At 40.1% G+C, this 23544-nt stretch carries 28 protein-coding genes; 5 read left to right on the top strand and 23 right to left on the bottom strand.

Going from position 1 to position 23544, the window contains the following annotated elements; genetic code table 11:
- Nucleotides 1-585 precede the first annotated feature (585 nt).
- The 12 genes from MHI48_RS07965 to MHI48_RS07910 all read right to left on the bottom strand — a co-directional run bounded on the left by MHI48_RS07965 (nucleotide 586) and on the right by MHI48_RS07910 (nucleotide 10289).
- Nucleotides 586-2391, bottom strand: a complete 1806-nt coding sequence (locus MHI48_RS07965) for a serine hydrolase domain-containing protein (protein ID WP_405143647.1) — start codon at nucleotides 2389-2391, stop codon at nucleotides 586-588.
- A gap of 111 nt (nucleotides 2392-2502) precedes the next feature.
- Nucleotides 2503-2877, bottom strand: coding sequence for a hypothetical protein (locus tag MHI48_RS07960; RefSeq protein ID WP_036669364.1), 375 nt, complete (start codon nucleotides 2875-2877; stop codon nucleotides 2503-2505).
- Nucleotides 2878-2941: 64 nt separating this feature from the next.
- Nucleotides 2942-3364 carry a hypothetical protein gene (locus MHI48_RS07955; protein ID WP_405143645.1) on the bottom strand — a complete coding sequence of 141 codons (423 nt, stop codon included), beginning with the start codon at nucleotides 3362-3364 and terminating at the stop codon, nucleotides 2942-2944.
- Nucleotides 3365-3577 (bottom strand): hypothetical protein, encoded by a 213-nt coding sequence (locus MHI48_RS07950; RefSeq protein ID WP_405143643.1) that lies wholly within the window; start codon nucleotides 3575-3577, stop codon nucleotides 3365-3367. It lies immediately after the preceding gene.
- 81 nt (nucleotides 3578-3658) lie between these two features.
- Nucleotides 3659-3889, bottom strand: a complete 231-nt coding sequence (locus tag MHI48_RS07945; protein ID WP_036610572.1) for a hypothetical protein — start codon at nucleotides 3887-3889, stop codon at nucleotides 3659-3661.
- Nucleotides 3890-4060: 171 nt separating this feature from the next.
- Nucleotides 4061-4495, bottom strand: a complete 435-nt coding sequence (locus MHI48_RS07940) for a DUF4279 domain-containing protein (RefSeq protein ID WP_235193760.1) — start codon at nucleotides 4493-4495, stop codon at nucleotides 4061-4063.
- A gap of 500 nt (nucleotides 4496-4995) precedes the next feature.
- Nucleotides 4996-5325 (bottom strand): hypothetical protein, encoded by a 330-nt coding sequence (locus MHI48_RS07935; RefSeq protein ID WP_405143641.1) that lies wholly within the window; start codon nucleotides 5323-5325, stop codon nucleotides 4996-4998.
- Nucleotides 5326-5589: 264 nt separating this feature from the next.
- On the bottom strand, nucleotides 5590-5898 hold the full coding sequence (locus tag MHI48_RS07930) for a hypothetical protein (protein WP_036669359.1): 309 nt from the start codon (nucleotides 5896-5898) through the stop codon (nucleotides 5590-5592).
- Nucleotides 5899-6028: 130 nt separating this feature from the next.
- Nucleotides 6029-6715, bottom strand: coding sequence for a hypothetical protein (locus MHI48_RS07925; RefSeq protein WP_036669357.1), 687 nt, complete (start codon nucleotides 6713-6715; stop codon nucleotides 6029-6031).
- A gap of 281 nt (nucleotides 6716-6996) precedes the next feature.
- Nucleotides 6997-7467, bottom strand: a complete 471-nt coding sequence (locus MHI48_RS07920) for a GNAT family N-acetyltransferase (protein ID WP_338708090.1) — start codon at nucleotides 7465-7467, stop codon at nucleotides 6997-6999.
- A 164-nt stretch (nucleotides 7468-7631) separates the two neighbouring features.
- The gene (locus tag MHI48_RS07915) at nucleotides 7632-8237 is read right to left on the bottom strand and encodes a hypothetical protein (RefSeq protein ID WP_036669352.1); all 606 of its coding nucleotides are present in this window, start codon (nucleotides 8235-8237) and stop codon (nucleotides 7632-7634) included.
- 330 nt (nucleotides 8238-8567) lie between these two features.
- The gene (locus tag MHI48_RS07910) at nucleotides 8568-10289 is read right to left on the bottom strand and encodes a helix-turn-helix domain-containing protein (RefSeq protein ID WP_036669350.1); all 1722 of its coding nucleotides are present in this window, start codon (nucleotides 10287-10289) and stop codon (nucleotides 8568-8570) included.
- A gap of 303 nt (nucleotides 10290-10592) precedes the next feature.
- Between MHI48_RS07910 and MHI48_RS07905 the strand changes: the two genes are divergently transcribed.
- The 4 genes from MHI48_RS07905 to MHI48_RS07890 all read left to right on the top strand — a co-directional run bounded on the left by MHI48_RS07905 (nucleotide 10593) and on the right by MHI48_RS07890 (nucleotide 13338).
- Nucleotides 10593-10721: an epipeptide YydF family RiPP gene (locus MHI48_RS07905; protein ID WP_036669347.1), complete on the top strand. Its 129-nt coding sequence runs from the start codon at nucleotides 10593-10595 to the stop codon at nucleotides 10719-10721.
- 271 nt (nucleotides 10722-10992) lie between these two features.
- Nucleotides 10993-11940 (top strand): YydG family radical SAM peptide epimerase, encoded by a 948-nt coding sequence (locus tag MHI48_RS07900; RefSeq protein ID WP_036611077.1) that lies wholly within the window; start codon nucleotides 10993-10995, stop codon nucleotides 11938-11940.
- Nucleotides 11937-12683, top strand: a complete 747-nt coding sequence (locus MHI48_RS07895; RefSeq protein WP_036610592.1) for a hypothetical protein — start codon at nucleotides 11937-11939, stop codon at nucleotides 12681-12683. Before MHI48_RS07900 ends, MHI48_RS07895 begins: the two co-directional genes overlap by 4 nt.
- 19 nt (nucleotides 12684-12702) lie before the next feature.
- Nucleotides 12703-13338 carry an ATP-binding cassette domain-containing protein gene (locus MHI48_RS07890; protein ID WP_036610595.1) on the top strand — a complete coding sequence of 212 codons (636 nt, stop codon included), beginning with the start codon at nucleotides 12703-12705 and terminating at the stop codon, nucleotides 13336-13338.
- A 774-nt stretch (nucleotides 13339-14112) separates the two neighbouring features.
- Here the strand turns inward: MHI48_RS07890 and MHI48_RS07885 are convergent.
- The 4 genes from MHI48_RS07885 to MHI48_RS07870 all read right to left on the bottom strand — a co-directional run bounded on the left by MHI48_RS07885 (nucleotide 14113) and on the right by MHI48_RS07870 (nucleotide 16733).
- On the bottom strand, nucleotides 14113-14439 hold the full coding sequence (locus MHI48_RS07885; RefSeq protein WP_036610600.1) for a hypothetical protein: 327 nt from the start codon (nucleotides 14437-14439) through the stop codon (nucleotides 14113-14115).
- Between the two features lie 45 nt (nucleotides 14440-14484).
- A complete protein-coding gene (locus MHI48_RS07880; RefSeq protein WP_036610604.1) occupies nucleotides 14485-15261 on the bottom strand; it encodes an IucA/IucC family C-terminal-domain containing protein in 777 nt (258 codons plus the stop codon).
- A gap of 1 nt (nucleotide 15262) precedes the next feature.
- Entirely contained in the window at nucleotides 15263-16303 is a 1041-nt protein-coding gene (locus MHI48_RS07875; RefSeq protein ID WP_036610608.1) for an ABC transporter substrate-binding protein, read from the bottom strand.
- 136 nt (nucleotides 16304-16439) lie between these two features.
- Nucleotides 16440-16733: a hypothetical protein gene (locus MHI48_RS07870; protein WP_036610612.1), complete on the bottom strand. Its 294-nt coding sequence runs from the start codon at nucleotides 16731-16733 to the stop codon at nucleotides 16440-16442.
- A gap of 158 nt (nucleotides 16734-16891) precedes the next feature.
- Between MHI48_RS07870 and MHI48_RS07865 the strand changes: the two genes are divergently transcribed.
- Nucleotides 16892-17263 (top strand): hypothetical protein, encoded by a 372-nt coding sequence (locus tag MHI48_RS07865; protein WP_036610614.1) that lies wholly within the window; start codon nucleotides 16892-16894, stop codon nucleotides 17261-17263.
- Nucleotides 17264-17314: 51 nt separating this feature from the next.
- On the opposite strand, the gene MHI48_RS07860 is transcribed toward MHI48_RS07865, so the two are convergent.
- The 7 genes from MHI48_RS07860 to MHI48_RS07830 all read right to left on the bottom strand — a co-directional run bounded on the left by MHI48_RS07860 (nucleotide 17315) and on the right by MHI48_RS07830 (nucleotide 23058).
- Nucleotides 17315-17899, bottom strand: a complete 585-nt coding sequence (locus MHI48_RS07860; protein ID WP_036610616.1) for a chloramphenicol phosphotransferase CPT family protein — start codon at nucleotides 17897-17899, stop codon at nucleotides 17315-17317.
- A gap of 47 nt (nucleotides 17900-17946) precedes the next feature.
- Nucleotides 17947-18297: a hypothetical protein gene (locus MHI48_RS07855; protein ID WP_036610618.1), complete on the bottom strand. Its 351-nt coding sequence runs from the start codon at nucleotides 18295-18297 to the stop codon at nucleotides 17947-17949.
- Nucleotides 18298-18385: 88 nt separating this feature from the next.
- Nucleotides 18386-18952, bottom strand: a complete 567-nt coding sequence (locus tag MHI48_RS07850) for a histidine phosphatase family protein (protein WP_036610621.1) — start codon at nucleotides 18950-18952, stop codon at nucleotides 18386-18388.
- 48 nt (nucleotides 18953-19000) lie between these two features.
- Nucleotides 19001-19480 carry a hypothetical protein gene (locus tag MHI48_RS07845; RefSeq protein WP_036610624.1) on the bottom strand — a complete coding sequence of 160 codons (480 nt, stop codon included), beginning with the start codon at nucleotides 19478-19480 and terminating at the stop codon, nucleotides 19001-19003.
- Between the two features lie 115 nt (nucleotides 19481-19595).
- Nucleotides 19596-20240, bottom strand: a complete 645-nt coding sequence (locus MHI48_RS07840) for a DUF3885 domain-containing protein (RefSeq protein WP_036610627.1) — start codon at nucleotides 20238-20240, stop codon at nucleotides 19596-19598.
- 139 nt (nucleotides 20241-20379) lie between these two features.
- On the bottom strand, nucleotides 20380-20709 hold the full coding sequence (locus MHI48_RS07835; protein ID WP_051447171.1) for a DUF3024 domain-containing protein: 330 nt from the start codon (nucleotides 20707-20709) through the stop codon (nucleotides 20380-20382).
- A 306-nt stretch (nucleotides 20710-21015) separates the two neighbouring features.
- A complete protein-coding gene (locus MHI48_RS07830; RefSeq protein ID WP_036610630.1) occupies nucleotides 21016-23058 on the bottom strand; it encodes a B12-binding domain-containing radical SAM protein in 2043 nt (680 codons plus the stop codon).
- Nucleotides 23059-23544: the final 486 nt, after the last annotated feature.

The following is a 23544-nucleotide window of genomic DNA, read 5'->3' as shown; positions in this document are numbered from 1 at the left end:
GGGTATATTTTGAATAACAAGAAGTTAATATTTAGCGTCTTTACACTTTGTATTCTAATCATATTGGGTTTTCTCAGGTGGGACAATCTTGAGTCCAGCGCAGACTTTCATTATAAGTATGATCGATGGGCAGGTCAGAAATGGGTAGAGTTCTATCCGCCCCTAGCTGCTTCTTCCAATAGCATGGAGTTTCCACTTATATATATGGATGAAATCCATCCGAATGATATAAATAAATATTTAGAAAAACAAGCTCTCTCTGGAGAGTTAGTGAACAAGTGGATTGAACGAACAAAGTTAACGGATGGATATATAGGTCTATTATTATTGAATATTCTAGTGGTCATTTACAGTTTCATTAAAATATTTATATTGAGAGACAAAAAATAGGATGATCTTGATCCCCCTTCAATTTGCCAAGGCACAAGTTACCAAAGGGCATACTAACACAAAGACAGCAGTCCCCAATAAGGAACTGCTGCCTTTACTCCTTTTAATTGACCCCACTTAATATTTCACTTATCTATAGAAGTCATCCACGAGCCATTGTAATGTTTGAAATATCTACACTCAGCGTTTACCTCTCTAAACATACAAATTCCATCCCACAATAAAAGCAGCCAAGATGAGCGCCGAGATGCCAGACATGATGTACATCACCTTTTGCTTTTTGCTATAACTGTTCTTCCGCAGTTTGTAGATAAGCAAGCCAAGATACGCCATTGCTAGAACCACATAAAGTAGGTTAAACATTAAATTGATGCGTATCGAAGAATAAGCAGGATAATTGGGAAACCTCAACTTCGTTTGTAGGATGAAAAGATTAAGAAGGAGTGCCACACCTGCAAAGTTAATTACAAGATGATATTTATTAAAATTGGTATTAGGATTTCCTCGTTTATATAGCTTGTTAAGAAGCATCCGGATCAAATAGCCGATCAAAGCAATTAAACTGAAAATGATGGCTAGTGCAACAGGAATAAGAGATATCTTAATTAAGTTCACCTTTACATTCGATACAGGCAAATAATCAATGTAAGGAGTGACTGAAATTTTCTCAACAATACCATTATGCTCGACAACATTATAAGACTTTGCTAAATCAGCTTTTGTATATTTCGTTATATCAAGAAACGTAAATAAATTAGTAAATCTAGCGGCTGCCCGTCTTGCGGGTTGATAATATCCTCCCCCCTCCGAAGTAACTCTATTAGAATTGACATTATCACCGAAAATCTCTTTAGTAAGCCCATAATAATAAATCTCTTCAAAAGACTGGTTTGTCATGACGACCATCCCAAATTTAGATTCGGGATCAAAGACAAGTTTACTGGAGAATGCTTTCAAATTCCCCTCGTGCATCAGTGTAGGCACCCAGTATTCCATCTCAACGAACCCATGCGCAAATCGCGGAGTAGAAGTGCCTTCATAATATAGACTTGTTGACAACATTTCGTTCAACGTATCCCTGTTCTTAAATAATACATTGCTATCATCTACAGGCATCAATGCTGCAAGGAATTTTCCTAAATCTTCTGCTGTCCCAATCGCTGCCCCTGTAGGATAAAACGTTACGTATACTCTGTTCTCAGGGATCAGTTTTAAATCTTTTGTATACCCTTCAATCTCATTTCTTCTTTGTACTAGGTCTGGATGATCTTGCCCCGTTGGATGAATTGAAGTGTCGTTCATATGAAGTGGTTCGAAAATATGTTGATCAACATATTCATAAAAAGGTTGGCCACTTATCTCTTCCACGATGTAACCAGCTAGACCAACGCCGTAGTTCGAATAACCCACTATGCTATTCGGTTTATATATCTGTTTCGGCTCATTTCTACGCAACGTTTCTCCTGATTCTAACGTTTCATCCTCGGAGTAATAAAACACTTCGGCCGCTGTTTGATCTTCCCAACCCGCATTGTGATGCATCAGGTTCATTAGGGTAATCGGTTCATCGTATCTCAGCTTTTTGAAAAATCCCTCTGGCAGATACTCTTGGATATCCGTCTCCAAATCAAGCTTTCCTTGTTCGACAAGCTGCATCACACTCGTATAGACCAACAGTTTCGAGATGGAAGCCCATTCAAAAACCGTAGAGGTATCCGCCTTTCGCTGATTCTCAATATCTGCGTAACCATATGCTTTATTCACAATGGTTTCACCATCTTTGATAGCCACAACCGAAACGGCAGCGGTATACTTCTCATACGAGGCTACATAAGCATCAATCGTTTCCTCTAACTTGGATAAAGGAATCCTGGATGGTGTAGTCTCAACCTGTTTCTCTTCAGCGTGGGCAGGTACCCCTATTGCCATAATGATAAATATGAATGACAGAACACAAGCGATTACTTTGTTAACCGTGTGATATCCACGATTCATCTGCATTAGCTTCTCTCCTTTTATATTAAATGTTAATTACATCTCTTGTTTTCGAGTATGCGTTTTCAAAAGAGTCCATATGACTCCAAATTATTTTCAAATGCAATTACAATCCATCTAGGAGAGAGGCCGAAGAATCTCACTTTTCCAATTAACGATGTTTATTTCTTTATCTTTCAAGAGGCACCAATCAATGATTTCACCTATCAATTTTGGCGTGATGATCTCATCGCTCCATTTCGGTGTTAGTACTCTTCTGTATCCTATATATTCTGTTGTCCATCCTTCGAATTCTTCTCCGATGATGACTATAAATGGGATCTTGTTCTTAATACTGTGTTGTCCAACTTCATAAGTGACGATTAACTTCTTATCCTCAGAAACGATATGTAATTTGATTATCCCTTCATCGTCAATATCCGGTTCAACATACCAATAAAATAATCGATTGGAGCGAACGATTTTACGTTTATATTTTTTTCTTACGCCCATAACTCACCTCACATATTTCTTTTTCCTTTGATCGCAGTATTTGGTATGTTATCCAAGACACAGCTTAAGGAGTAGTACTTTTATAGAAATCAATTACTTTATCAAGGATTTCGATCTCTCGTTTTTTTATGTGCGGTAATGTTTCGCAATGCTTTACAATATGATGTATATTATCTGCTACAGTCTCTGCTTTATGAATCCCTACATATCCTGGTACCAGTTCATTAAGGTAATGGAAGTATCTCATTTGAGGTTCAATCATGCACAGATGTTTGTCAAAATTTCTTCTGGATCTTGTCTGATCCATCTCCTTTCGCTTGCGCAGCTCATCTTCTTCAGCCCAGAATAGTACATAAGCATCCGGTAATGATATTTCATTCTTCAATAACTTCTCTCTAAAAAAGTTCGCTGTTTCATCTAAAGATAGGTGCTCATAACCATATATCCAGCTGTACCAAATCTTAAATACATCGCCATCCAAATTCACTTACTCATGTTGTTGATTCTTCTCATATGCTATATGCCATCTATCGATTTGTCTCTCCAGCAACCACATCATAAGTTCCTTACCTTCAAGTTGAGGAGCTTCAAAAAGGAACCCTGTTTCTGGGACAATAAATGCATCATATTGTGTAGCGAACTGCTGACAAGTGGTACTTTTACCTACGGAACTGGCACCTCCGAGACAAATTATCGTCATTCAATTACCTCCAGGTATTACTCACCAAATGATTAATCAACCTTCACTGGCTCTTAAGCGATCATGTTGAATTTCATTAGACTATGTACTGTAGATTTCTTTGATCTTTAGCCAAGTTTCATACCAGAATGTTTTTCGTTTAAGAGGTTTTATTACCTTAATCTCGACTTCTTTTCGTTTCAAATAAACCGTGCCATCCACTTCAATGAGTCTATCGCCAAATGAAAATACAATATCCTTGCAGTCTTTGTGATAATGGGTCTCTCTTGTTTCTGACCACTCCGCTTTTTCAATAGAATGTCGTTTTCTCATTATTTAAATCCTCCTTTAAGAAAAACACCACTATTTTCAACAAAAAGGATACTTGTCCCACATCATAAACACTTTGTTATCCGATATTGATGAGCCTTAAGGTTCGTTTATTCCTACATAATGTTATCTGATGTCCATTCCTTCAAAGCGTGTCTTACAAACTTTATTTTCTTATTCCAATTTTTCATCATTATATGGATTTGCATACAAATCAACATCAATTTCAGCATGAATCATATTAACAAATTCAATAAAATCAGAATCGAAATAAAGAGCAGGCGTTTTCCCCTCTTCTATTCTTATTACAATGAAAAATTTTGTTCTTAATTGATGTTCAATTCGAATCGAGTTGATCTCTTTTACTTTGTTTCTTAACATATCGACTACTTTTATTAATTGGTGATTTACATCTAATGATTCTTCATAATCCGTACCTAATGTCCATGATGTTTCTTTTATTCGATGCTTTTTGTTAATTATGTCGCCTTTGTAAGCCGTATTGGTAGGTTCGATTCTAAGTATTGAAGTTACATGATTCGGATCGAATTCATCCCCAAATAAACAAAAATAGGCCATCACTTTGGTTTTGTCTTTCAGGAGTTTCACCTCTTTAAGAATTGATGTATGGATTTTTTAGAAATAATAATTAATCAGAAAATATATACCAAGCGAATTCCTCATTTACTCCATAAACTCTTAATATCTTCTACTATAGTTTTTGAAATATGTTTGGATGAATCCTGCGGATACAACCATACTGTTACGATAAGAGTTGAACATATCGTTAATCCTAGAATAACTCGCCCAACAACTCTAAATCTGGTGTATCTAAGCAAATAATAAACTAAACTGGATAAGATCAGAATAATCATACCATTCACCAAAAAGGTCATGGGTAAGCTTATAATCCTGCCTAACCCGGTGTTAGGATATTTTAATAAAAGTAAAATCTCTAATACTACAAATGGAACTGACAGTAAAACAATATAAAAAAAATGACTTTTGAATTTTCTCTCCACCACTGAACTCACCTACTCCAACTCTTTTAATACAATTGCACATAACCTTTGGTGTTTACGAGCCCGAGAACCCTGACTGACCAGTAATTATTCTTGTTTCCATTGATGTAATTCGTGTAGTTTACCAGTTTCATAAAAATACTTTAGTACTTCAACCATGGGTATTAATTCTATACAAATGTTATCGCAATAATTTCCTAACTGACCACCAATCACTAGAGAAATTTCACTATTTCCCCGCTTATCGTTCATAAGCGTATATATATGTTCATCCATTGTAATAGACACTACAAAATATTCCGGTCCGCCTCCAACTAATGCTGAACCTGTGTCAGATACCTCAAAAAAAACTAATGTAAATTTATCTCCATCGAGTTTTCTCAAAAAACGTAAACTGTCTGCCCATGTAGGTTTCATAACGATCTCTTCATTAAATGTGGTCCCATTCCGTTCATCAATGCTAATAGAGGTTATCATTTTTTTCTTTTTATCCTTTTTAGATCATTTTATTGGTTTAGATCCTCCAACATAAATGTTTCACTATAGATTTTACGCAGCTCAGTTGAGTTATCATGCCACTGAATGAGCTTACCATTGATGATCTGCAACAATACCTCCAGACACCTATGTCACCCAGCGTGGGTATTCACTGCCCATGATTCTTACAACTTCGTTCATTCATCACACATATCCATCTTCAGGTTCACCAACATCAAAACCCAACACTTTTGACGCTTCCAACTTAAATGTTTCTATCCAAGATATCCATACATCGCTATTCATCTGTGCATAAAATGATAATCCACTAGGCTCAACGGATGCTTCAATGAAAACATCATCCTCTTCAGTTCCAAACCAATATGGAATTCCACTTTTATAACCAATCCACCCTGGCATACTCTCATATACTTTAGAAACTTTATCCCATACCTCAACAGGCAGGTCATACCTTATATTTAGGTTGCAATTATGAGAGTTTATGTTGTTCATTACACGCTCTCCTTCTACCTTAGACGTATATCAAAATTCATCCTCTATTTTTATGTAAAGTACTACAACTCTTCCACCACTTGCTCAAAGTTGTATCTCTTGGTCCTTATAGACTTTTTTCGTTTATCGTTTACCAAATATCTTCTCCCTTTAAGATTTCTTTCGTAGGCTGGTCTACAGCTAACCAAGTAGAAATATCCTCTTCTATTTTTCTCTTCCATGCTATTAAAAAATGTACTTGGCATATCTGGTGGGAATTAATCTCTGTCATAGATACTTCAATGCCTTGATCAGAATGTAAGACAAAACTACACTTCTCAAAAGCAGAGTTCAAAGCAAGAGATTTAGGAGTCCTATCACCTTGGTTTCTTTTTCCCATTATCAGTGGTTCTTCTTGGGTTCCTATGTGTAAGCGGTACTGTTCATTCTCATATTCGACAGCTTCAAGATTTTCTCCCGTGTCAGATCCGTAATCTTCCCAGCTGTATCCCTCTTTCCACAAAGCAGAAAAGCTACAAGTGCTTATCTGATGATATGCATTGGGTTTGATTCTAAATACGGCTCCCCAGCATTCGTCTACTTCCTGAGGTGAAGAAAGATTGTGGTTCAGATTACAGAGCACTAACTCGCAATCAAACGAGTCGTAGTAATATTGGTAGAGCAATCCGCCATGTTTGAGCTGAGTACAGTGAGTAGGAAAATAACATTCGCCAGAGGCAGCAAGTGAAAGTTCAATTGTTCCAAGAGGCGTATATATTGAAGGTTTTATAAGATCAGTATCTTGAATTAAAGCTTCTTTTCCACGAAAAAGCTTCATTATGTCCCTCCTTATAGTCTTTCACTTAAGCGTCCAGAACTAAACATAAGCGGTTTTAGGAAAAAACCTCTTTTCAAATTTTGATTTATTAATTTCTGGAATGTTCCAGCATCACGACGCCCCCCTTTAGATAGCCCTTATCTTAGGGAATGGATGTACCTGCTAATCCATTCCACAGAAATATTACGGGCAGATCAAAGGGCGCAAGCCCCTACGCGGGAATATGATATTATACGAAACCAATTTTAATTTAATTTGAACTTGTATATTCTGAAATTTTGTCAAGTGGCCCTCTTGCTATCGCATAAGACTACAGAGGTCTCAATTTGTCTTTCTGGAACATTCCAATAGGTATTTAATAGCTTTTTCTTCTCATCAGGTGCTACCAGTTTAAAACCATTCTTTAAGTAAAATTTCTTAGCCCATTCAGCTGAGTCCCATGTCCCTATTAAGATCGGTTTATTTGTTAAAGCCACCATATGAGTTAAAAGCTTCGTACCTATTCCGCTATTCCGTTGGTTTGTTCGTACATATGCGTGTCTAATTAAACATACATCACCCTTATCTTGAATTCCCATAACTCCTAATAATTGATTTTTTTCTTCAAACCCCCAAAATACTACACCATCGTTCATTTCGCACTTTAGCTCTTCCAATGTCATATAAGGCTCATGATACCTATCGTCAGGAATTACTCCTTTGTATGCCTTTGCTGCATCATTAATAATCTGATACATTACATCCGTATCCATGCTTTTACACAATCTAATCACGTAATTGGCCTCCTTATGGTTTGATGTCGTTTCGTAGATGCTAACCCACCACCGGCTTAAAAGCACCCGAAAGGGTGCTGCTACATGAGCACAGTTAGTTGGTGCGGGGTTATCCGCCTATATCATAGTCTCTCACGAACTCATTATAGATTGTATTTCATTTTCATTCTTTCATATAACTTATAATCCGTATTTCGATTTACAATCTCTCCAATTAACTCTTTCCATCTGTTTTCAATCCACTTAGGACTTTGTTCTTTCAGAATATCCTCGTTAAATTGACTATCGATATACTCCAAATCTTGTTTAAGCACTCCAATATCCTTAATCAGTTGATTTCTCGATTCTTTTTCTAGCGATATCTTATTCGATAAAATTTCGCCTATGATTTCTACTCTTATATGCGTATACATATCTCTAAACACATTATAGATTAAATAAGTTGATGATAATTGATCTTCCCTGAAGTCGGATTTCAGAAAGACAAATGATTCTTCACCAACTTTCAAAGATACCGCCACATTTCCTAAGGCATGTATGACTGTTTCCTTCGAAGAGCCGTCCTCTAAGCTTTTTATCACATTATCTAAATTAAAGATTGATTCTTTTATACCCATTTGAGTTCCATGATTTAGTTTAACCGTGTATTCAACTTCTTGATTATCTTTGTACGCTTTGAATTGATAGTTGAAGTACATGCTTATTACCAATCCAACCATTAGTATGATTATTGCAATATTTTTTCTCATTAAGTCACCTCCTACTTGTGCCTGAACTACGTATATGATAACCCATATTGTTACAATTGCGAAGGTGAATTGGCTAATAAGGGAGATTTATTAGTTTTCTCAACCCCTTATCCAATCGATCCAATAGGCTTTGAATACGCTGAATATATGCAGGGTTGTACAGGACGCGAGTATGCAGTGGAACCTTCCGTATAGTAATAAAACAAAAAGGCCCTTCTTTATCCCATGGGGAATCCGACGACCTTCCGATGCATTTGGAACATATCAACTTTAAAAAAGGTAGAGCGTACCAACTTTCGCTGCAAGCGGGCTAGCGCCAGCAACTACCTATCAAGCCAACAACGCCTGTTCAATCTGATCCACTATCCCATTAATACCTGTCGGCCCATAACAACCGATCCATGTTGCGGCATCGACCGAGTGTATGTGCTGGCCTTCATCCGTATCCAGCATCCCCCAGACACGTTGCTCGGTCGCAGATATCCCATCCTGCATAAACTCATTACTCAGCAAAAAGTAGTGGCTAGCCTGTACTGCAGGTAATCTCTCAACCGAGATATGATAGGCCGTGTCGGTGGTATCTGCCACAAATAACGGAACGGGCAGACCCAGATCCCGGTACAACACAGCGCCTGTGCGATGAGCAGCAGAATGGACGCGCACGAGGGAATCGAGTGGACGAATCAATGCCACACTTTTTCCTGCCAGTACGGAGGACAATTCCTCGGATAGCAAAGCTGTTCGGCGATGATAATCCGCGATAATCTGCTTGGCCTCTGCTCGCTTGCCTGTCAGTTCACCGAACAGACTTAGAATGGTCTGCCAGTTTTCGTTACGCTTGAACATGAGTACTGGAGCGATTCCACTTAACAGTTCATGGTGCTGATCATGCACCTCGGTGCAAATAATCAGATCCGGCGCAAGTCGCTCTACCGCCTGGAGATCGGGGTATTCATACGTACCAAGTAATGCTGTATGCTGGAGTCCTGACCGGAGTGATTGAGGGAACGTTAACACGCTACTTCCAAGTCCGACACTTCCTACCGGAGACAAGCCCAGTGCAAGCAAATGATCAGCATATTGCACATCGAGGACAGCTATACGCTGTGCTATTTCGGTGACGGTGTACTCCCCGCGCATATGGCAGATGACCGGGCCTTCGGCTGATTCATAGGAAGAAGCTGTGCGATGTTGCAGCAAAGCATTCGCATAGTCTGCATCTCTTCTCGAAGCGGCGGCATGCCGGTAATGTAGCGGTGGGACGCCATTATATTTTTTAAATGCCCTACTGAAATAATACATGTCGCGGTAGCCCATTTTTTCAGCAATTTCCCCAATGGACGCATCCGTATGACGCAGCATGCGTGAGGCACTTTCCATACGCAGCTGAATGACGTATTCCATCGGTCCAAGCTGCTTCTCTTGTTTGAATCGTCGCTGCAGCTGTCTTACACTACAGCCCGCCAGGGCTGCCAGCTCTTTTAGCTCCAAGTTTTGACGATAGTGCGATGTGATATAAGAAGCGACTACATCCACCATGTCGGACTCCGCTCCCCCTTGACCCCGTTCATACTCCATGATCAGCTCGTAGATCATTCCTTGAAGCAAAGCGTTGGCATAGAAACGTTCCAGTCCTTCACCGCGGCGCCATTTGACAACGATTTTTTCGGCGTTTTCGATCCATTCCGCATGGGTTGCCGAGTTTTGAACAAATGACCTGCGCAGCGGGTGCTTGCGATATGAAGGCACAACAAGAGAGGCACCCTCTATGGAAGAAGCCTTGTACATAATGACAATATAATGAATGTCCTCTGATCTGGCCGTCAGCGTAAAGGATGATCCCTTCACCACATGACAGGCAAAAGAAGCTCCAATGTGGCTACCCTCGCCATCCATTGCAAGCTCCCCTTCCCCTCCATATGCCAGCAGCAGCACATTTGAAGTTAATTCAGTTTCGCTAAGAACACTGCCTGTCTGCAAAGTACCGCTATACCCGTCAAGCATCTTGATCGTTGTATCACTCCATAGACTTGTCTGTTCTTGCAGCGGCATTTTTCTCATCTCCTGACAATCACATAGGCATAATCATTGCTGTTGTTATTGTAGTTGAGATTCTTTCTCATTGTCAATTTTCGGACTCGGCACACCTCTTCGTCATGCAGCTCAGGCAAAGCAATGGTCAGAACACTATGAGGGAAACGAATATTCAGTTGTTAGGCGAAGATTCAGCAATGTTGATCAAAGTCTCGTTAATCCCCAGCAGTATCCAATCATTTAATAGGTTTCACATATTTTTAACTTGTCTGTATAACAATTACATGTATAATGGTGGTAATTAGAAGGAGGTGAATACATATGAAAAAATTAGAGATTAAAGAATTGATTTCTAAATCGGAGAAACTGGCTAAAGTTAATGATATGTGGTATTTTGTCAGATCTGGAGAGGGTGCTTGGATTGTAGGTTCAGGAGGCGGAAGCAAGTAAAATGTCTTTTCTGAATCTGTGAATTCCATAAAAGCTAAAACTCAAATTAGTGGTTGAGTCATCTAAAGCTCCAAGCTTCTTCATCAATTTTGATACATACGGGAATTACTCATGTGAGCTCTGGCACAATTTGCGCCTGAAGACTGCCAACCACTAATTATGGGGTCTGGCTACTTTATTAGGAATTATTTAGTAGGAATTTCGAGCGACTGTGTATGAAATAACGCTTTTACATCTCACTTCATTTAAGAACGGTAGAAAGGAAATGTTCATGTATAACAATGCGGTCATAAACCTGGGAGCGAAATGTAACGCAGCCTGCGCTCATTGCTGCTTTTCTTGTTCTCCAGCCTCGACTCAGTCTATGGAGCCAAATTACATAAGACAACTTGCCCATGAATTGGCTGAAAATAAAAAAGTAAACTTGATTTCATTCACAGGTGGAGAAATTTTTTTGAACTATCCATTTTTACAAGAGCTATTAGAAATTATAAAACCTCATCAGAAGAGAATCACCCTTATTAGTAACGGCTTTTGGGGTATGAGTAGAAAAAAAACAGAACAGTATTTTAACGACATGGAGTATTACAATGTGACCAATCTAACAATAAGTTATGATGAATTTCATGAACCATACGTTAAAGCAGACGCCATTAAAAATATACTGGAATGTAGCAGAGACTTCTCTAATACGAGCGTGGCGCTAAATATGGCTGTAACAAAAAGTAAAATGTCTAATCGTATATTAGAATATATGGGAGAATCTTTGCTTGGGATCAGAGTGACAAAGTTCCCACTCATGCCAGTTGGAGAAGCAAAACATGAAGAACCGGACAGCTTTCAACATATTTATAAACTCAGTAACGAAAGGAGTTTGCATTGTCCTGGATTTGAAGTCGTGTATCATTTTGATGGTCAAATATATCCTTGTTGCTCGCCAGCGGTATTTGATACCAAATTGCATTTGAGAGAAAGTATGGATCAAACGTTTGACAGAACCATTGAAAAATTAAACGCCAATCTTCTATTTTACATTATGAGAAAGGAAGGGTTTAAATGGTTTATTGATATAGTTCAGAGCAACCCTGAATTTAATCATATTAAAATTCCGGAACAATTTTCATCAATATGTAACATTTGCAATATTTTATTTAAAACGGAAGAGAATATTGATTTGTTAACACCATATATGATGAATTACTACGAGAATATGGTATGAAGCAGTGTTTTACGTTTGAAAACGAAGAATATGAAATTTTTGTAGAAAACGAAGTCTTTGTTAAAGATAAGTGCAAAAAAGAATTTTATAAGACAAGTATTATCCATTTAAATGAAACTTTAAAGGAGCAGTTGACCGAATATAAGAGTAAAATTAATTCTGTGAATTTCACCATTTATATCACAATTTTTTTAATACTACTTGTGTCTAATCTTTATTTTATTCATTTTTTCGGTTATAAATTCCCTGGGTTTGAACATAACCTGAAAAACTATTTCATTTTTGCTTCTTACATGATTTTTAATGTCTTTATTCATGAGCTAGGCCACATAAAATCCATGAATTTTTTTGGGCGGAAGCATAATAAAGTTGGATTCAAAATGAACTTTTATGTTTTTCCTTCTTTTTATGTTCAACTAAACGATATTTATATGTTATCCAAAAAAGAAAAGCTCATTGTTCATTCAGCAGGTATTTACATAAATTTATTCATTATTTTAACGTTCCAGATCATCAATACGTTATTCTTGAAAATGGATATGTTGTCGGTATCATATATTTTCTTCTTTTTAGCATTATTATGGAATGTGATCCCCGTGTTGAACTCTGATGGATATAAAATTTTACTTACACTCCTAAATAAAGATGAATTTGAAAACTCTAAGAAAAATCATTTGATTATTAAAATAATTCAGATTATTGGAGTTTTACTAGCTATACGTTCAGTATTATTGTGGTTTTGAAAGAGGAGGAATTCATGCCATGGTTTTAGATATAAGTGGCTATACGTTAAGAATCAAAAATAATCTCTTGCTTGATCACGCACATTTACATTTTCAACCAGGGAGTGTCAACCATATTGTAGGGAAGAACGGTGTGGGGAAATCCAGATTGGCGAAAGACTTTATTCTAAATAAGAGCGGTTTTTTCCCGAAACAACTATCCTCAAATCTAACCGTAATCTCAAGTTATTCTAATATACCTGAAGATATTTCCGCAAAATTGCTTTTTAAGATATTAATTAAAAGATATGATCGGATGATGTTGGATCAGCTTAGTGATTTATTGAATATTGAAAATATACCATCCAACATTCTCATTAAAAATTTAAGTGATGGACAGAAACAGAAGCTTAAGCTGGTATCATTTCTTTTAGAAAATAAAGAGATTATCATTCTGGACGAGATCACTAATTCTCTTGATAAAAAAACAGTCAATGAGATTCACCAATTTCTTAATATCTATAGCAAGCAGTATTCAAACAAAATCATATTAAACATCACTCACAATTTATCAGATCTCAAAAACATCGAGGGAAGGTACTTCCTCTTTCAAGACAAAAAACTAGTGCAATACGAGGACAAAGATCAACTAATAAAAATATATATTGAGGACTAGTGACTATGATTGAATTTGCAAAAAGCCTATTTAATAAAGTATTTATGTTTCTGGCACTTATTTTTGTATTGTCGTTCTTAATCGGTTGGTTCCTTCCTATTGGAATTGATAAAGTTACATCTCTAAGTTATCGAGAGTATCTCTTCAGTACGTATACTGTGTTTACTCAATTTGGATTTTTAATGTTCTCGTTTATCATTGCATTCTTCGTTAATAAAGAATACTCTAATAAAACCATTCTGTTTTATAGATTATTATCGTATGACAGTCTTAGATTTTTTTTGAATAAAGTTGCTGTACTTTTTATGGAATCGCTTATTTTAATTACAATATTACTTTCATTTGTATCTATGATGTACAAGGATTTTAGCCTGTTTTTTCTTATGGTGTTTTTGTTGACGTCTGTAGTCACACAATATATCCTCATTATTGGGACAATCAGTTTGCTTTCATCTAACATCTTGATGAGTATTGGTTTAAGCATCTTATACTGGATATTAGGTGTCGTTTTAGTAGCTAGTTCTGATAAATTAACATATGTTGCTGTATTCGACGCTTCGAATCTCCTTTATTCCCATATTGACCAAGTGTTTGTACAAGGGAGCAATTTCATTTCTCTAAGTAATGTATTAACGGTTATTGTCTATAATGGTATCTTATTTGTAATGAGTGTTCTGATAAGTAAACTGATGAACAAACGTTGGTTAAAGCTTGGAATTGACTAAAAAGTTGATGTACAAGCTGGATTTTGGGGCAATCTGATATCAACTCTTTTTACACCATTATATGGATAGTCCCATCAAAACATAAAGGTTGCGTATTTCTGAACCCGAACAGTTTTCTGCTGTGATTCCTCTCCGAAACTGATCTGGCCGTCAGCGTGTACGATGATCCCTTCACCACATGACAGGCAAAAGAAGCTCCAATGTGGCAACCCTCGCCATCCATTGCAAGCTCCCCTTCCCCTCCATATGCCAGCAGCACATTTGAAGTTAAATCCGTTTCGTGTAAAACGCTGCCTGTCTGCAAAGTACCGCTATCCCCGTCAAGCATCTTGATCGCCGTATCACTCCATAGACTTGTCTGTTCTTGCAGCGGCATTTTTCTCATCTCCTGACAATAGCAAAGGTAAAGTTGTTGCTGTTGTCATTTTAGTTGAGATTCTTTCTCATTGTCAATTTTCGGACATTTGAGACAATATTCGCCTGACATCTGGTAATAGAAACAGCAGGTAATTCGCTCGCTTTTGGCAACATGCACATTGTCCTTACAATCGGTGAAGCGGGTTAACGGATTCTTCCTCTCACCAAACACTTCCCCGGATGCCACCTGCGTCAGATATGAAAAGTCCTCTCGAATGATCTTACTTTCCTGCTCAGTCTCGGCTTCATCAGGAGCGAATAGTCGGCCGATACGTACCATGATATTCTCCCAGAGAATACTCATCGAAAGTGGCGCAATCGCAGCAAGCGTCTTTAACAGCGGTGTAAGTTGTACTGCAAACATCTCCTCGACCACCTTTTCCCGCCACACTGCCCTGTCTCCCGTTAGTCCTTCAGCCTGAAGTCCATTCACCGCTAGAAAAGGAAATCGTGTGCCGCCCTCATGATCTGAGAGCGCCGGATGATAGAGAAAGCTGTTCTCCAGCTGAAACGAAACATGCTGATGATGAAAAGTCATCGCGGTCACCAGCGGAGCCGTCCACAGATAGCCAATTCGCTTGGCTAACATGGAAGCGGCAACCTTCATGTCAGGAGCATCGATATACTCCTGAAACCAGCTGATGTACTCTCGGCATGCCGCTTCGTCATGCAACTCACTTAGAGCAATGGTACGGACACTATGTTCAGGTGGCTCACCGAGCAAGATCGAATAATCCTCCACTGTCTCTTTCCATAAGTCTGTCGAGAGATATGGGTTCATATTAATTCGATCCGAGCAGGGCTTCCGATGCCTGATCTACAATAAGATTAATCGCAAGAGGTCCGTAATATGCAATCCACAATGTTGAGTTAACGTCATACGTGCGGTTATTTTTCACAGCATCAAGGGACTTCCACACGGGATTACTCACCATCGCCTCTGCCTCTGCCGCAAACAGCTCATCCGACAGCACAAAATAACGATCTGCCCCAATGTCAGGAACCTTCTCCATCGAGATTTCAACGGAGGTATCATCCTTGATCTCTTTAACGAGTTCAGGCATGTTTAAGCCCAAATCATTATACAAAATGCCGCCTGTGCGGTGCTCGATGCCATGGACACGGATACCTTCTTTACGCGGACGAATCAGAGCGACTGTCTCATCTCCCATTTTCTCTGTCAGCTGTGCCTTCAGACCAGCGACTTTCTCCTCATAGGCTATGCGCACTTTCTCTGCCTCGTCCTGCTTGTCTGTAAGTTTAGCCACCGTAGCTAACGTATCACGCCAGTCTTCGTAGAAATCGAGTACCAGGGTAGGTGCAATTTTGCTTACACTCTCATACTGTTTCTCCTGGAAATCCGTCATGATAATCAGATCAGGATCTAGGGCTACAATCGCTTCCAGATTAGGCTCATCCCGTGTACCCAGTACCTGTACGTCACTCGGTTGATCGCCTAAGTATTCTGGAAAATCAGTATTACCTCCAGCGATAACACTGCCTGCCGGCTTCTCGCCAACGGCTAACATTTGATCCAGGAACTTAACATCAAGCACTGCAATTTTCTGTGGTTTTTCGTTTAGAGTGATGTCACCCTTCATACCCTTGATCGTTACGGGAAAAGCTCCGTCCGACTGCGTTTCCGCATTCGCAGGTGTCTCCGCTGGCGTTGCCGCAGATTGTTTACCGCTATCTGTACCTGTTCCGGCACCACAAGCCGTCAGGACAAGAATAAGGGCTAACATCAAGCCCATGAATAATCGTGATTTGTGAGCAGCATATGCCTTGCTTCCGGCAGCCTGCCTCTTTGTTCCTTGATTCATGATGAATCCCCCTTATGTATAATACTGATAATGATTTTCATTATCGAAACATAAAGAGAGTATAAACGATCTCTGCATTGCGTTACCATGTACTTTTGCGACATTTGAGCCGGACTAATGCGACATCGTAAGCCGCTTATCCGCCCTTTAATGTTTCAGTGATATATGCTTGCAGTAGGTAAATGTCTGAAAGAAGCTTTTCTTCTTCCGGTGTATTTCCATACTCCCCTAGCCAGCGCGGTGTGCGGATATGCCACTCGTTAGACATGTATTGTTGTTCATTCCGATACGCTATAATGTGCTCCAAGAAATATTCCAAAGAGCCAAAGGATTGTTTATGACTATCTTTGATAATGGATTGTGTTTTTTCAATGATTGCCTTTAACATGTGTTGGATATGATCTTCTGAATTCTTAGCGTTAATTTCCATCGTGACCTCCCCCTATCTCTACAAAAAAATGAATTAGTATATTATTTAAATGAGCCTAATATTTCTAAACGTTGAATTCTGTTCTGATTAAATACAATAAATCGATGCCCAATGAGTATTGAGACATCGATTCATATCATCTAATTATGAGGTGAATCATGAGTATGCGACCAAACATGAAGTTTAGCATCATTGTTAGCGCAGTTATTATTGTCGTTGTTCCTATTATCATTGGATTTTATATGTTGAACAAGGTTGTCGATCCTGACGAGACAATGGTTACGAGAACTGAAGTTTCTCCTGAGCTTATTACTATAAAAGGTGGATTTGCAGACAGTATTAGCAGATATCACGGCTACTACCTCTCACTTGACAACAATTCACTTTTCATTCAGATTAAAGGCAGTAAACTTCCTATCGGTGGTAGTAAAGACTTCACAATTTCATTTTCTAATACTTATGGGAATGTTGATGATATCTACTTATTAGGTCCTGGCAACGCTAAGAAAAAGATTTGGCCAAATCCCTAACTTTCATTTGAAATATATATCATATGATCTGACGCAATCAGCTGCAGTCTCTTAGTCTCTTCTGCTTAGCTTCCTAAATGCCAAGTATTCCTGATCAGACTTCATATAACTTAATATCTTTTCCGCACATGCAGCTGAGCTAAGCTCTTCCGTATTTACTTCCAGGTCATATTCATCATAGGAGTAGATGTAGTCGAACTGGGAATGGGCAAGTCCAATCTCTCGATCTCCCCTGCTCTGCTCTCTTCTGGTGAGTTCTTCTTTTGAGCACTGCACACCTACAAACAATATCGGATAATCCGATAGTAACTCATAAAAATCATTAAACCACTTGTCATTGCTGATGACTGTATCCACGATGAAATTCAAACCCATCTCCGAAAACAGTTTAATGGTTGCACAGTACAACGAATTGATCGGGTCGAACAGGATATCTGTCATGACATGGTGCTCTACTTCTCTTGTTGGTATCATATCTGGATATGTAGTATCGATAAATTGATCATAATTATGAAGAAATTGATCTACAGATAGATGATGAAACGGAATGTCTCCCTGATTTTTCATTTCCATCGCAATGCTTGTCTTCCCCGAACTTGACGTTCCGTTCAAAAATATAATAATTCCTCGTTCCATATTGATCACCCTTATCATTCAAAATTGGAAAACACTGTTCTGCTGAATTACCACTCTCTCCATTCTTCCGTAATATCTTCATCCTCATGGATGTCTAATCCAGCCAACCTAGCCGCCTTGTCTATAAAATCAGCCAATTCTTCACGTTCCATCGTTTCAATAAAGTAACCATTGGCCTCATTCATTTCATTAAAGGCAACCACCACTTCTTCTACAGCCTTCATCATGCGCTCAGAATCTTGTGTTTCTTGTAATGCTATTAATTGGTGCAAATATGTATCCAGGGCTTGATCAGACTTGAGTAATCTTTCTTCTGTGAAGAGCTCATCTCCGCCTTCAATCATTCTTTCATTCCATAACTTCGTTGGTTTTTGATGAAACAAGTTTTGTAACGTCATTGGAGTCACCCCTCTAAAATTCAATTATATCTATACTTTATCTGTAACCAAAATTATGAACAAGCGTTCTCGCCTATTCACTTTCACCCTATTCGCCCCATAGTCTTGTCACGTTCTCTAATTCCATCTCGTCAAATTGTAATCGATAAATGTCCGGTTTCTTGGTTTGATTCATAAAATCCAATCCGTAACTCGAATCAAAGTAGTTCATCATCAACGTCATTACATGTCCGTGTGTGCCGATCGCCACTTTTTTGCCCTTGTATTCTTCTAAAATCTGTTTCAACATGCCCACTGCTCTATTCTGGCAAACCGTGTTCGACTCGCCTCCTGGCAATGCATAATCAGGGTCATCAAACATTTTCTTCGAAGCAGGCTCAAATTCTTCGTCTGCAATCATATCATCTGAAAAATGCCTTTCCCGCAGATCCTCCATGATCTGAATATCTAATCCTAACGCTGCTGCCACACCTTCTAAGGTTAGAATCGCCCTAGCATAAGGACTTGAGACGATGGAATGTATTCCTTCATTCGTTAAAATTTCCGTTATTCGTTCTGCATTCATCTTGCCCTCCAGGGTAAGCCCCCTCGTTCTTTCCGTTCCTTCCGTATACGGTGACTCCCCATGCCTTACCATATAAACGATGGTCTTCATAGGACCCTCCTTGAATTTCTTCTATCAAAATTTACTGCCCTCTTTAATCTATTTCACTTCTTTATCAAGACTAACGTCAAATGTTGAAGTTATCGATTTTTGTCTAAAATCATTGGGTATCACTTTAATCTCCACGTTTAGATGTATAGATTCAGGCAGATTCATTTCAGTTATATTCTCATAACCAATGAAGTAATAATGCTTTTCGTCCAGTTCTATCAAACCTCCACCTGTTGAGCCAGAAGTTGAAATCAAATGTCCGTCACGATAAAGCTCACAAGCAATATTATATTCCTCCAAACTAAACCCTTTCACTTCATATCCAATCTTGATTTGATTTTCCGTGTAATCAGCATTTCGTAAACTGATCGCACCACCATCCACCATTTGGGTCTGAATTGCAATATTTGCTTCGGGCATCTCCGGTTTCTTTAATAGATAGCCTACTTTTAGGTACCATATAACTCCTAATACAACTACAGCAAGTACAATTATAGCAATAATAATCTTCTTCTCTTTTTTATCCATAATCCATACTCCTTACATCGGAACACTCTTATAGTTTTTTCCAAACCTGTATTTCAAATAATACATAATCCCTGCTCAATCAACATCCGAGAACTGTCTTGGAACATCCACCCCATTATCCTAGAAATACATTGTTAATTCTGTCTCGATCATAATCTAAAATCCAATCGTTATATTCTGTATAGATATCCGTTAGTGCTTGTCTTGATGCTGAAATAACATCGCAACCTCTATCATCATAGATATGAAATATCGTTTTCTGACTTATATTAATGATGTACACCCTATGATAAATCTTTGGCTTAATTCCAACATCATGATTACATATAGCTTTGATTAACTGATTATATTTCAAGTCCTCAACTCTACATTTAGTCCAGTACCTATACATGTTGTTCCTTGGGTCTAGGATGTCATCCGGTTCACAATCCAAACCTGGAAATATCTCAAGTCTTAAGGCTCTAATCGGCCCTTTCTTCTTGATATATTTTCTGTACAGGTTCAATTTCTTCACTTTGTGTTTAGCCTTATCTGCAAAATAAGCTTGAGTTATTAATAGGATTTCATCTTCTTGATCATGAAGAGCCTTAAATAGTTCAACTGATCGATGATACACTTGTTCCATGTAATGCTCCGTATTCGTTCCAAACATCAGAAGATTACCAAGTTCGAATCGTATTGCAACATCCCAATTATAAAAAAGAGGCGGTTCTAAGGTCAGGTTTGGAAAATGCTCTGCGAGATACGTCTTCAGGTCCATTCTGTGGCCTCCAAATTCACTTTAAAGATGAGCGCCAGCTTAAAGAAGGTATCCGTCTCTTCAAAGGTTTGCGGTTTGATATTCAGATCTTTTAATATTAATTGGGTTACTTCCCCCCCCCAACGCCTTTTCAGAAAAATTAACCCCAGAACATTCCGTTATGACCTTCGTCCACGATCTTGAGCTGTGTTTCAAAATCTTCGTTCGGATCGATATCATCGATGTAATGCCACTTTCCTTTACTGTCCTGCCAATACACTTTCCATACCTTCTCATCCATTCTGAATTGTGCTACCGGCAATTGTACCCATTTATCGCTTTGAAAGGCTTGTCTTTCTTCAATCAATGTCACATGGTTACCTCTGATTTTATAACTAATCTTCATCTGACTTTTCACATGCTCGGGTACAGCATTCTCGGTGTAATGGTCCATAATCTTTTGAATGCGTTTCTTCGTAAAATCATCCATGTTTTCTAACTATCCTTCCTTGATCCATTTTGTTTTGATTATATCATGTTGATTTCTCCGATTTAAATGATGCTTTACTTGTAAAAGGTAAACCGGAGCGCGGCTTGTGCAATAGCAAGCCACGTGAGGGTGAGGTGCTGCGCCCAATGGGGTTGCACCGCGTCAATGATCGCGGTGCCCACCTTGGTAGCATCACGAGCACAAAGCCGCGATGCACGAAAAAAAGCGCCACGACCGCATAGTCGTGGCGCTTCCTCTTGCTACATGGCACCAATTAGCCATGTAGCTTATCTCAGGCCGCTGCACCTACATGGCAGCGGCTTCTTCTCCCAGCGGCAGCGTGTAATACTGCGCCTGCTGCCCTTCATGCTGCTGGTACACAACGACCAGCAGCGTCCGGCCTTTCGCGGCAAGCGGGCTGGCGCCAGCTAGCACACGCTCAAGCCGGAACGGAAGCACATCCAATACGGTGTGCTTCTGCAGTTCCTTTTCGCCGAGACCAAGGTCGGCGAAAGCACGGGCACCCATGACCGTCTGTGCGGTCATGGCCGAGGTCATCGGCAACGCACGCGAAGCGTTGCCGTCCACCATGTCCGCCGCTCCATCCGCGGCGGACCCTGTTGCGTCGCCCGAAGTGAGCGACGCTGCATCCCCGACTTCGCTGCCGATCACACCCGCCGCATCTGCGGCAGAGTCTTCTCCGGCAGCAGCCGAACTTCCCGCAGCGACACTCGCACCCGTGCCGCTGCTTTCCAACCAAGCCGTGCCTGCGGCGCCGGCAACACGTGGCAGTCGAACGTCTTCTGGACGTTCAGCCAACGTTTTCATATAACCCGCCCACTGGTCTTTCTGAAGCGGATCTTCCCACCAGATTTTGCGTGGTTTGTATTTGTGACCGAGGAAATAGTCCAGCTTCATCAGGCCAAGCACGATATCCATATGCGGCGTATTCCGCGACTCCAGGAAGCTGTGCAGACGAGTGAACAAATCCTCCAGTTGGTGACCAATCTTCTGCCAACCCTGACCTTCCCAGTAATCCCCGAACGCCTGGAAGAAATCAAACGGCGAGTTGAACTCCTGCTCCATCAGATACTTCAGCGTATGGTCCATCCGGTGTGCGTTCCAGTATTTCTCCAACACATCCTCCAGCCGCTTCAGGCGTACGATGTCACTGAACGGCAACACGTCACTGCCCAGAATCTCATACGGCGCGTGATCCATGTATGTGTAGTTATACTTCTCCGCATCCAGACGCAGACCTGTACCACGTAGCATTTTGAGGAATCCGAGTTGAAGCTCTTCCGGCCCCAGTGCAAACACATCGTTAAACGTTTTGCGGAACGTATTGTAATCTTCCTCCGGCAGTCCGGCGATGAGATCCAAATGCTGGTCGATTTTCCCGCTGGCTTTTACCTTGTTCACGGTCCGGCTCAGCTTGGTAAAGTTCTGGCGACGTTTCACCAGTTCATTGGTCGGATCATTCGTGGACTGAACCCCGATCTCGAACCGGAATGTGCCCGGCGGCGCATTCTCTGCAAGATAGTCCAGTACTTCGGGACGCATAATATCCGCCGTAATTTCAAACTGGAACACCGTCCCCTGATGATTCTCGATCAGGAATTTGAACATTTCGAGCGCATAATCCCGCTTGATGTTGAACGTCCGGTCCACAAACTTAATCAGCTTTGCGCCCTTCTCAATCAGGTACAGAATGTCCGACTTCGTCCGCTCAATATCGTAATAGCGCACGCCGACCTCTATACTGGACAGACAGAACTGACAACTGAACGGACAGCCCCGACTGGTCTCAAAATAAACAACCCGTTTCCCAAGCTCCGGGATATCCTCATCAAAACGGTGCGGTGATGGCAGATCGTTCAGATCCGCTTTCGGGCGTCCTGGCATGAGTATGACCTCTTCCCCTTTGCGATATGCCAGTCCATAGACAAAGTGGAACTTCTTGCTTCCTTCCAGCTCCATCAAAAGCTGATGCAGCGTCTCTTCCCCTTCACCCATCACGATGAAATCCACATTGGGAATCCGGTTCATCCAATATTCCGTGTCGTAGGACACTTCCGGCCCGCCCAGCAGAATTTTCACGTTCGGCATAACCTTTTTCAGGTTATCAATGACCTTGATCGTCTCTTCAATGTTCCAGATGTAACAAGAGAAACCAATCACGTCCGCGCCGCGCTGGTACAGATCAGACACAATATTCATCACCGGGTCCTTGATCGTATACTCCGCCAGGTCAATATCAAAATCCTTCTCACTGTACGCCTTCAGACATCGCAAGGCCAAAGAGGTATGGATGTACTTTGCATTTAATGTAGAAAGAATAACCTTCATGGTTCACAACCTTTGCCTGGACACCCAGACCATATTTTTTTGATAAAAGGAAAGCTGCACAGCCATCCTGCCCCGGATGCTGTTCATCTAAACCTCTTTTGAACTAGCCATTCCATGTCTCAAGGACATATCCAACTTTTGTCTTTCAAAGAGTGGACACTCTTTTCAAAAAGACATATACACCCCGCCAAACCCAAACCACAACATACAGTATGAAACACACATGATAATACTACATGATGTATACGATAAGGTTAGCCATTTCTAACGCCAATGTCCACCCTTTGAAAGACAATTCGCCACCATTTGTCCACTCTACAGAGACAAGACAACCAACTTCAACCTGTAAAAGACCTCATTCGCATTCCATCCACAATTCGATATCCACATTTTACTGCCTTGAGCCTTTAGGCTTTAGCCTCGAACCTCCTGCCGAACGCTTCCCCCGTATCATGGACGAACCATCGACTTGTATGAAGCATATCC

This window comes from Paenibacillus sp. FSL H7-0942 (assembly GCF_045040715.1).
GTDB lineage: Bacteria > Bacillota > Bacilli > Paenibacillales > Paenibacillaceae > Paenibacillus > Paenibacillus amylolyticus.
Note: the sequence above shows the minus strand (reverse complement) of the source record. Positions and strands in the feature narration are given on the sequence as shown.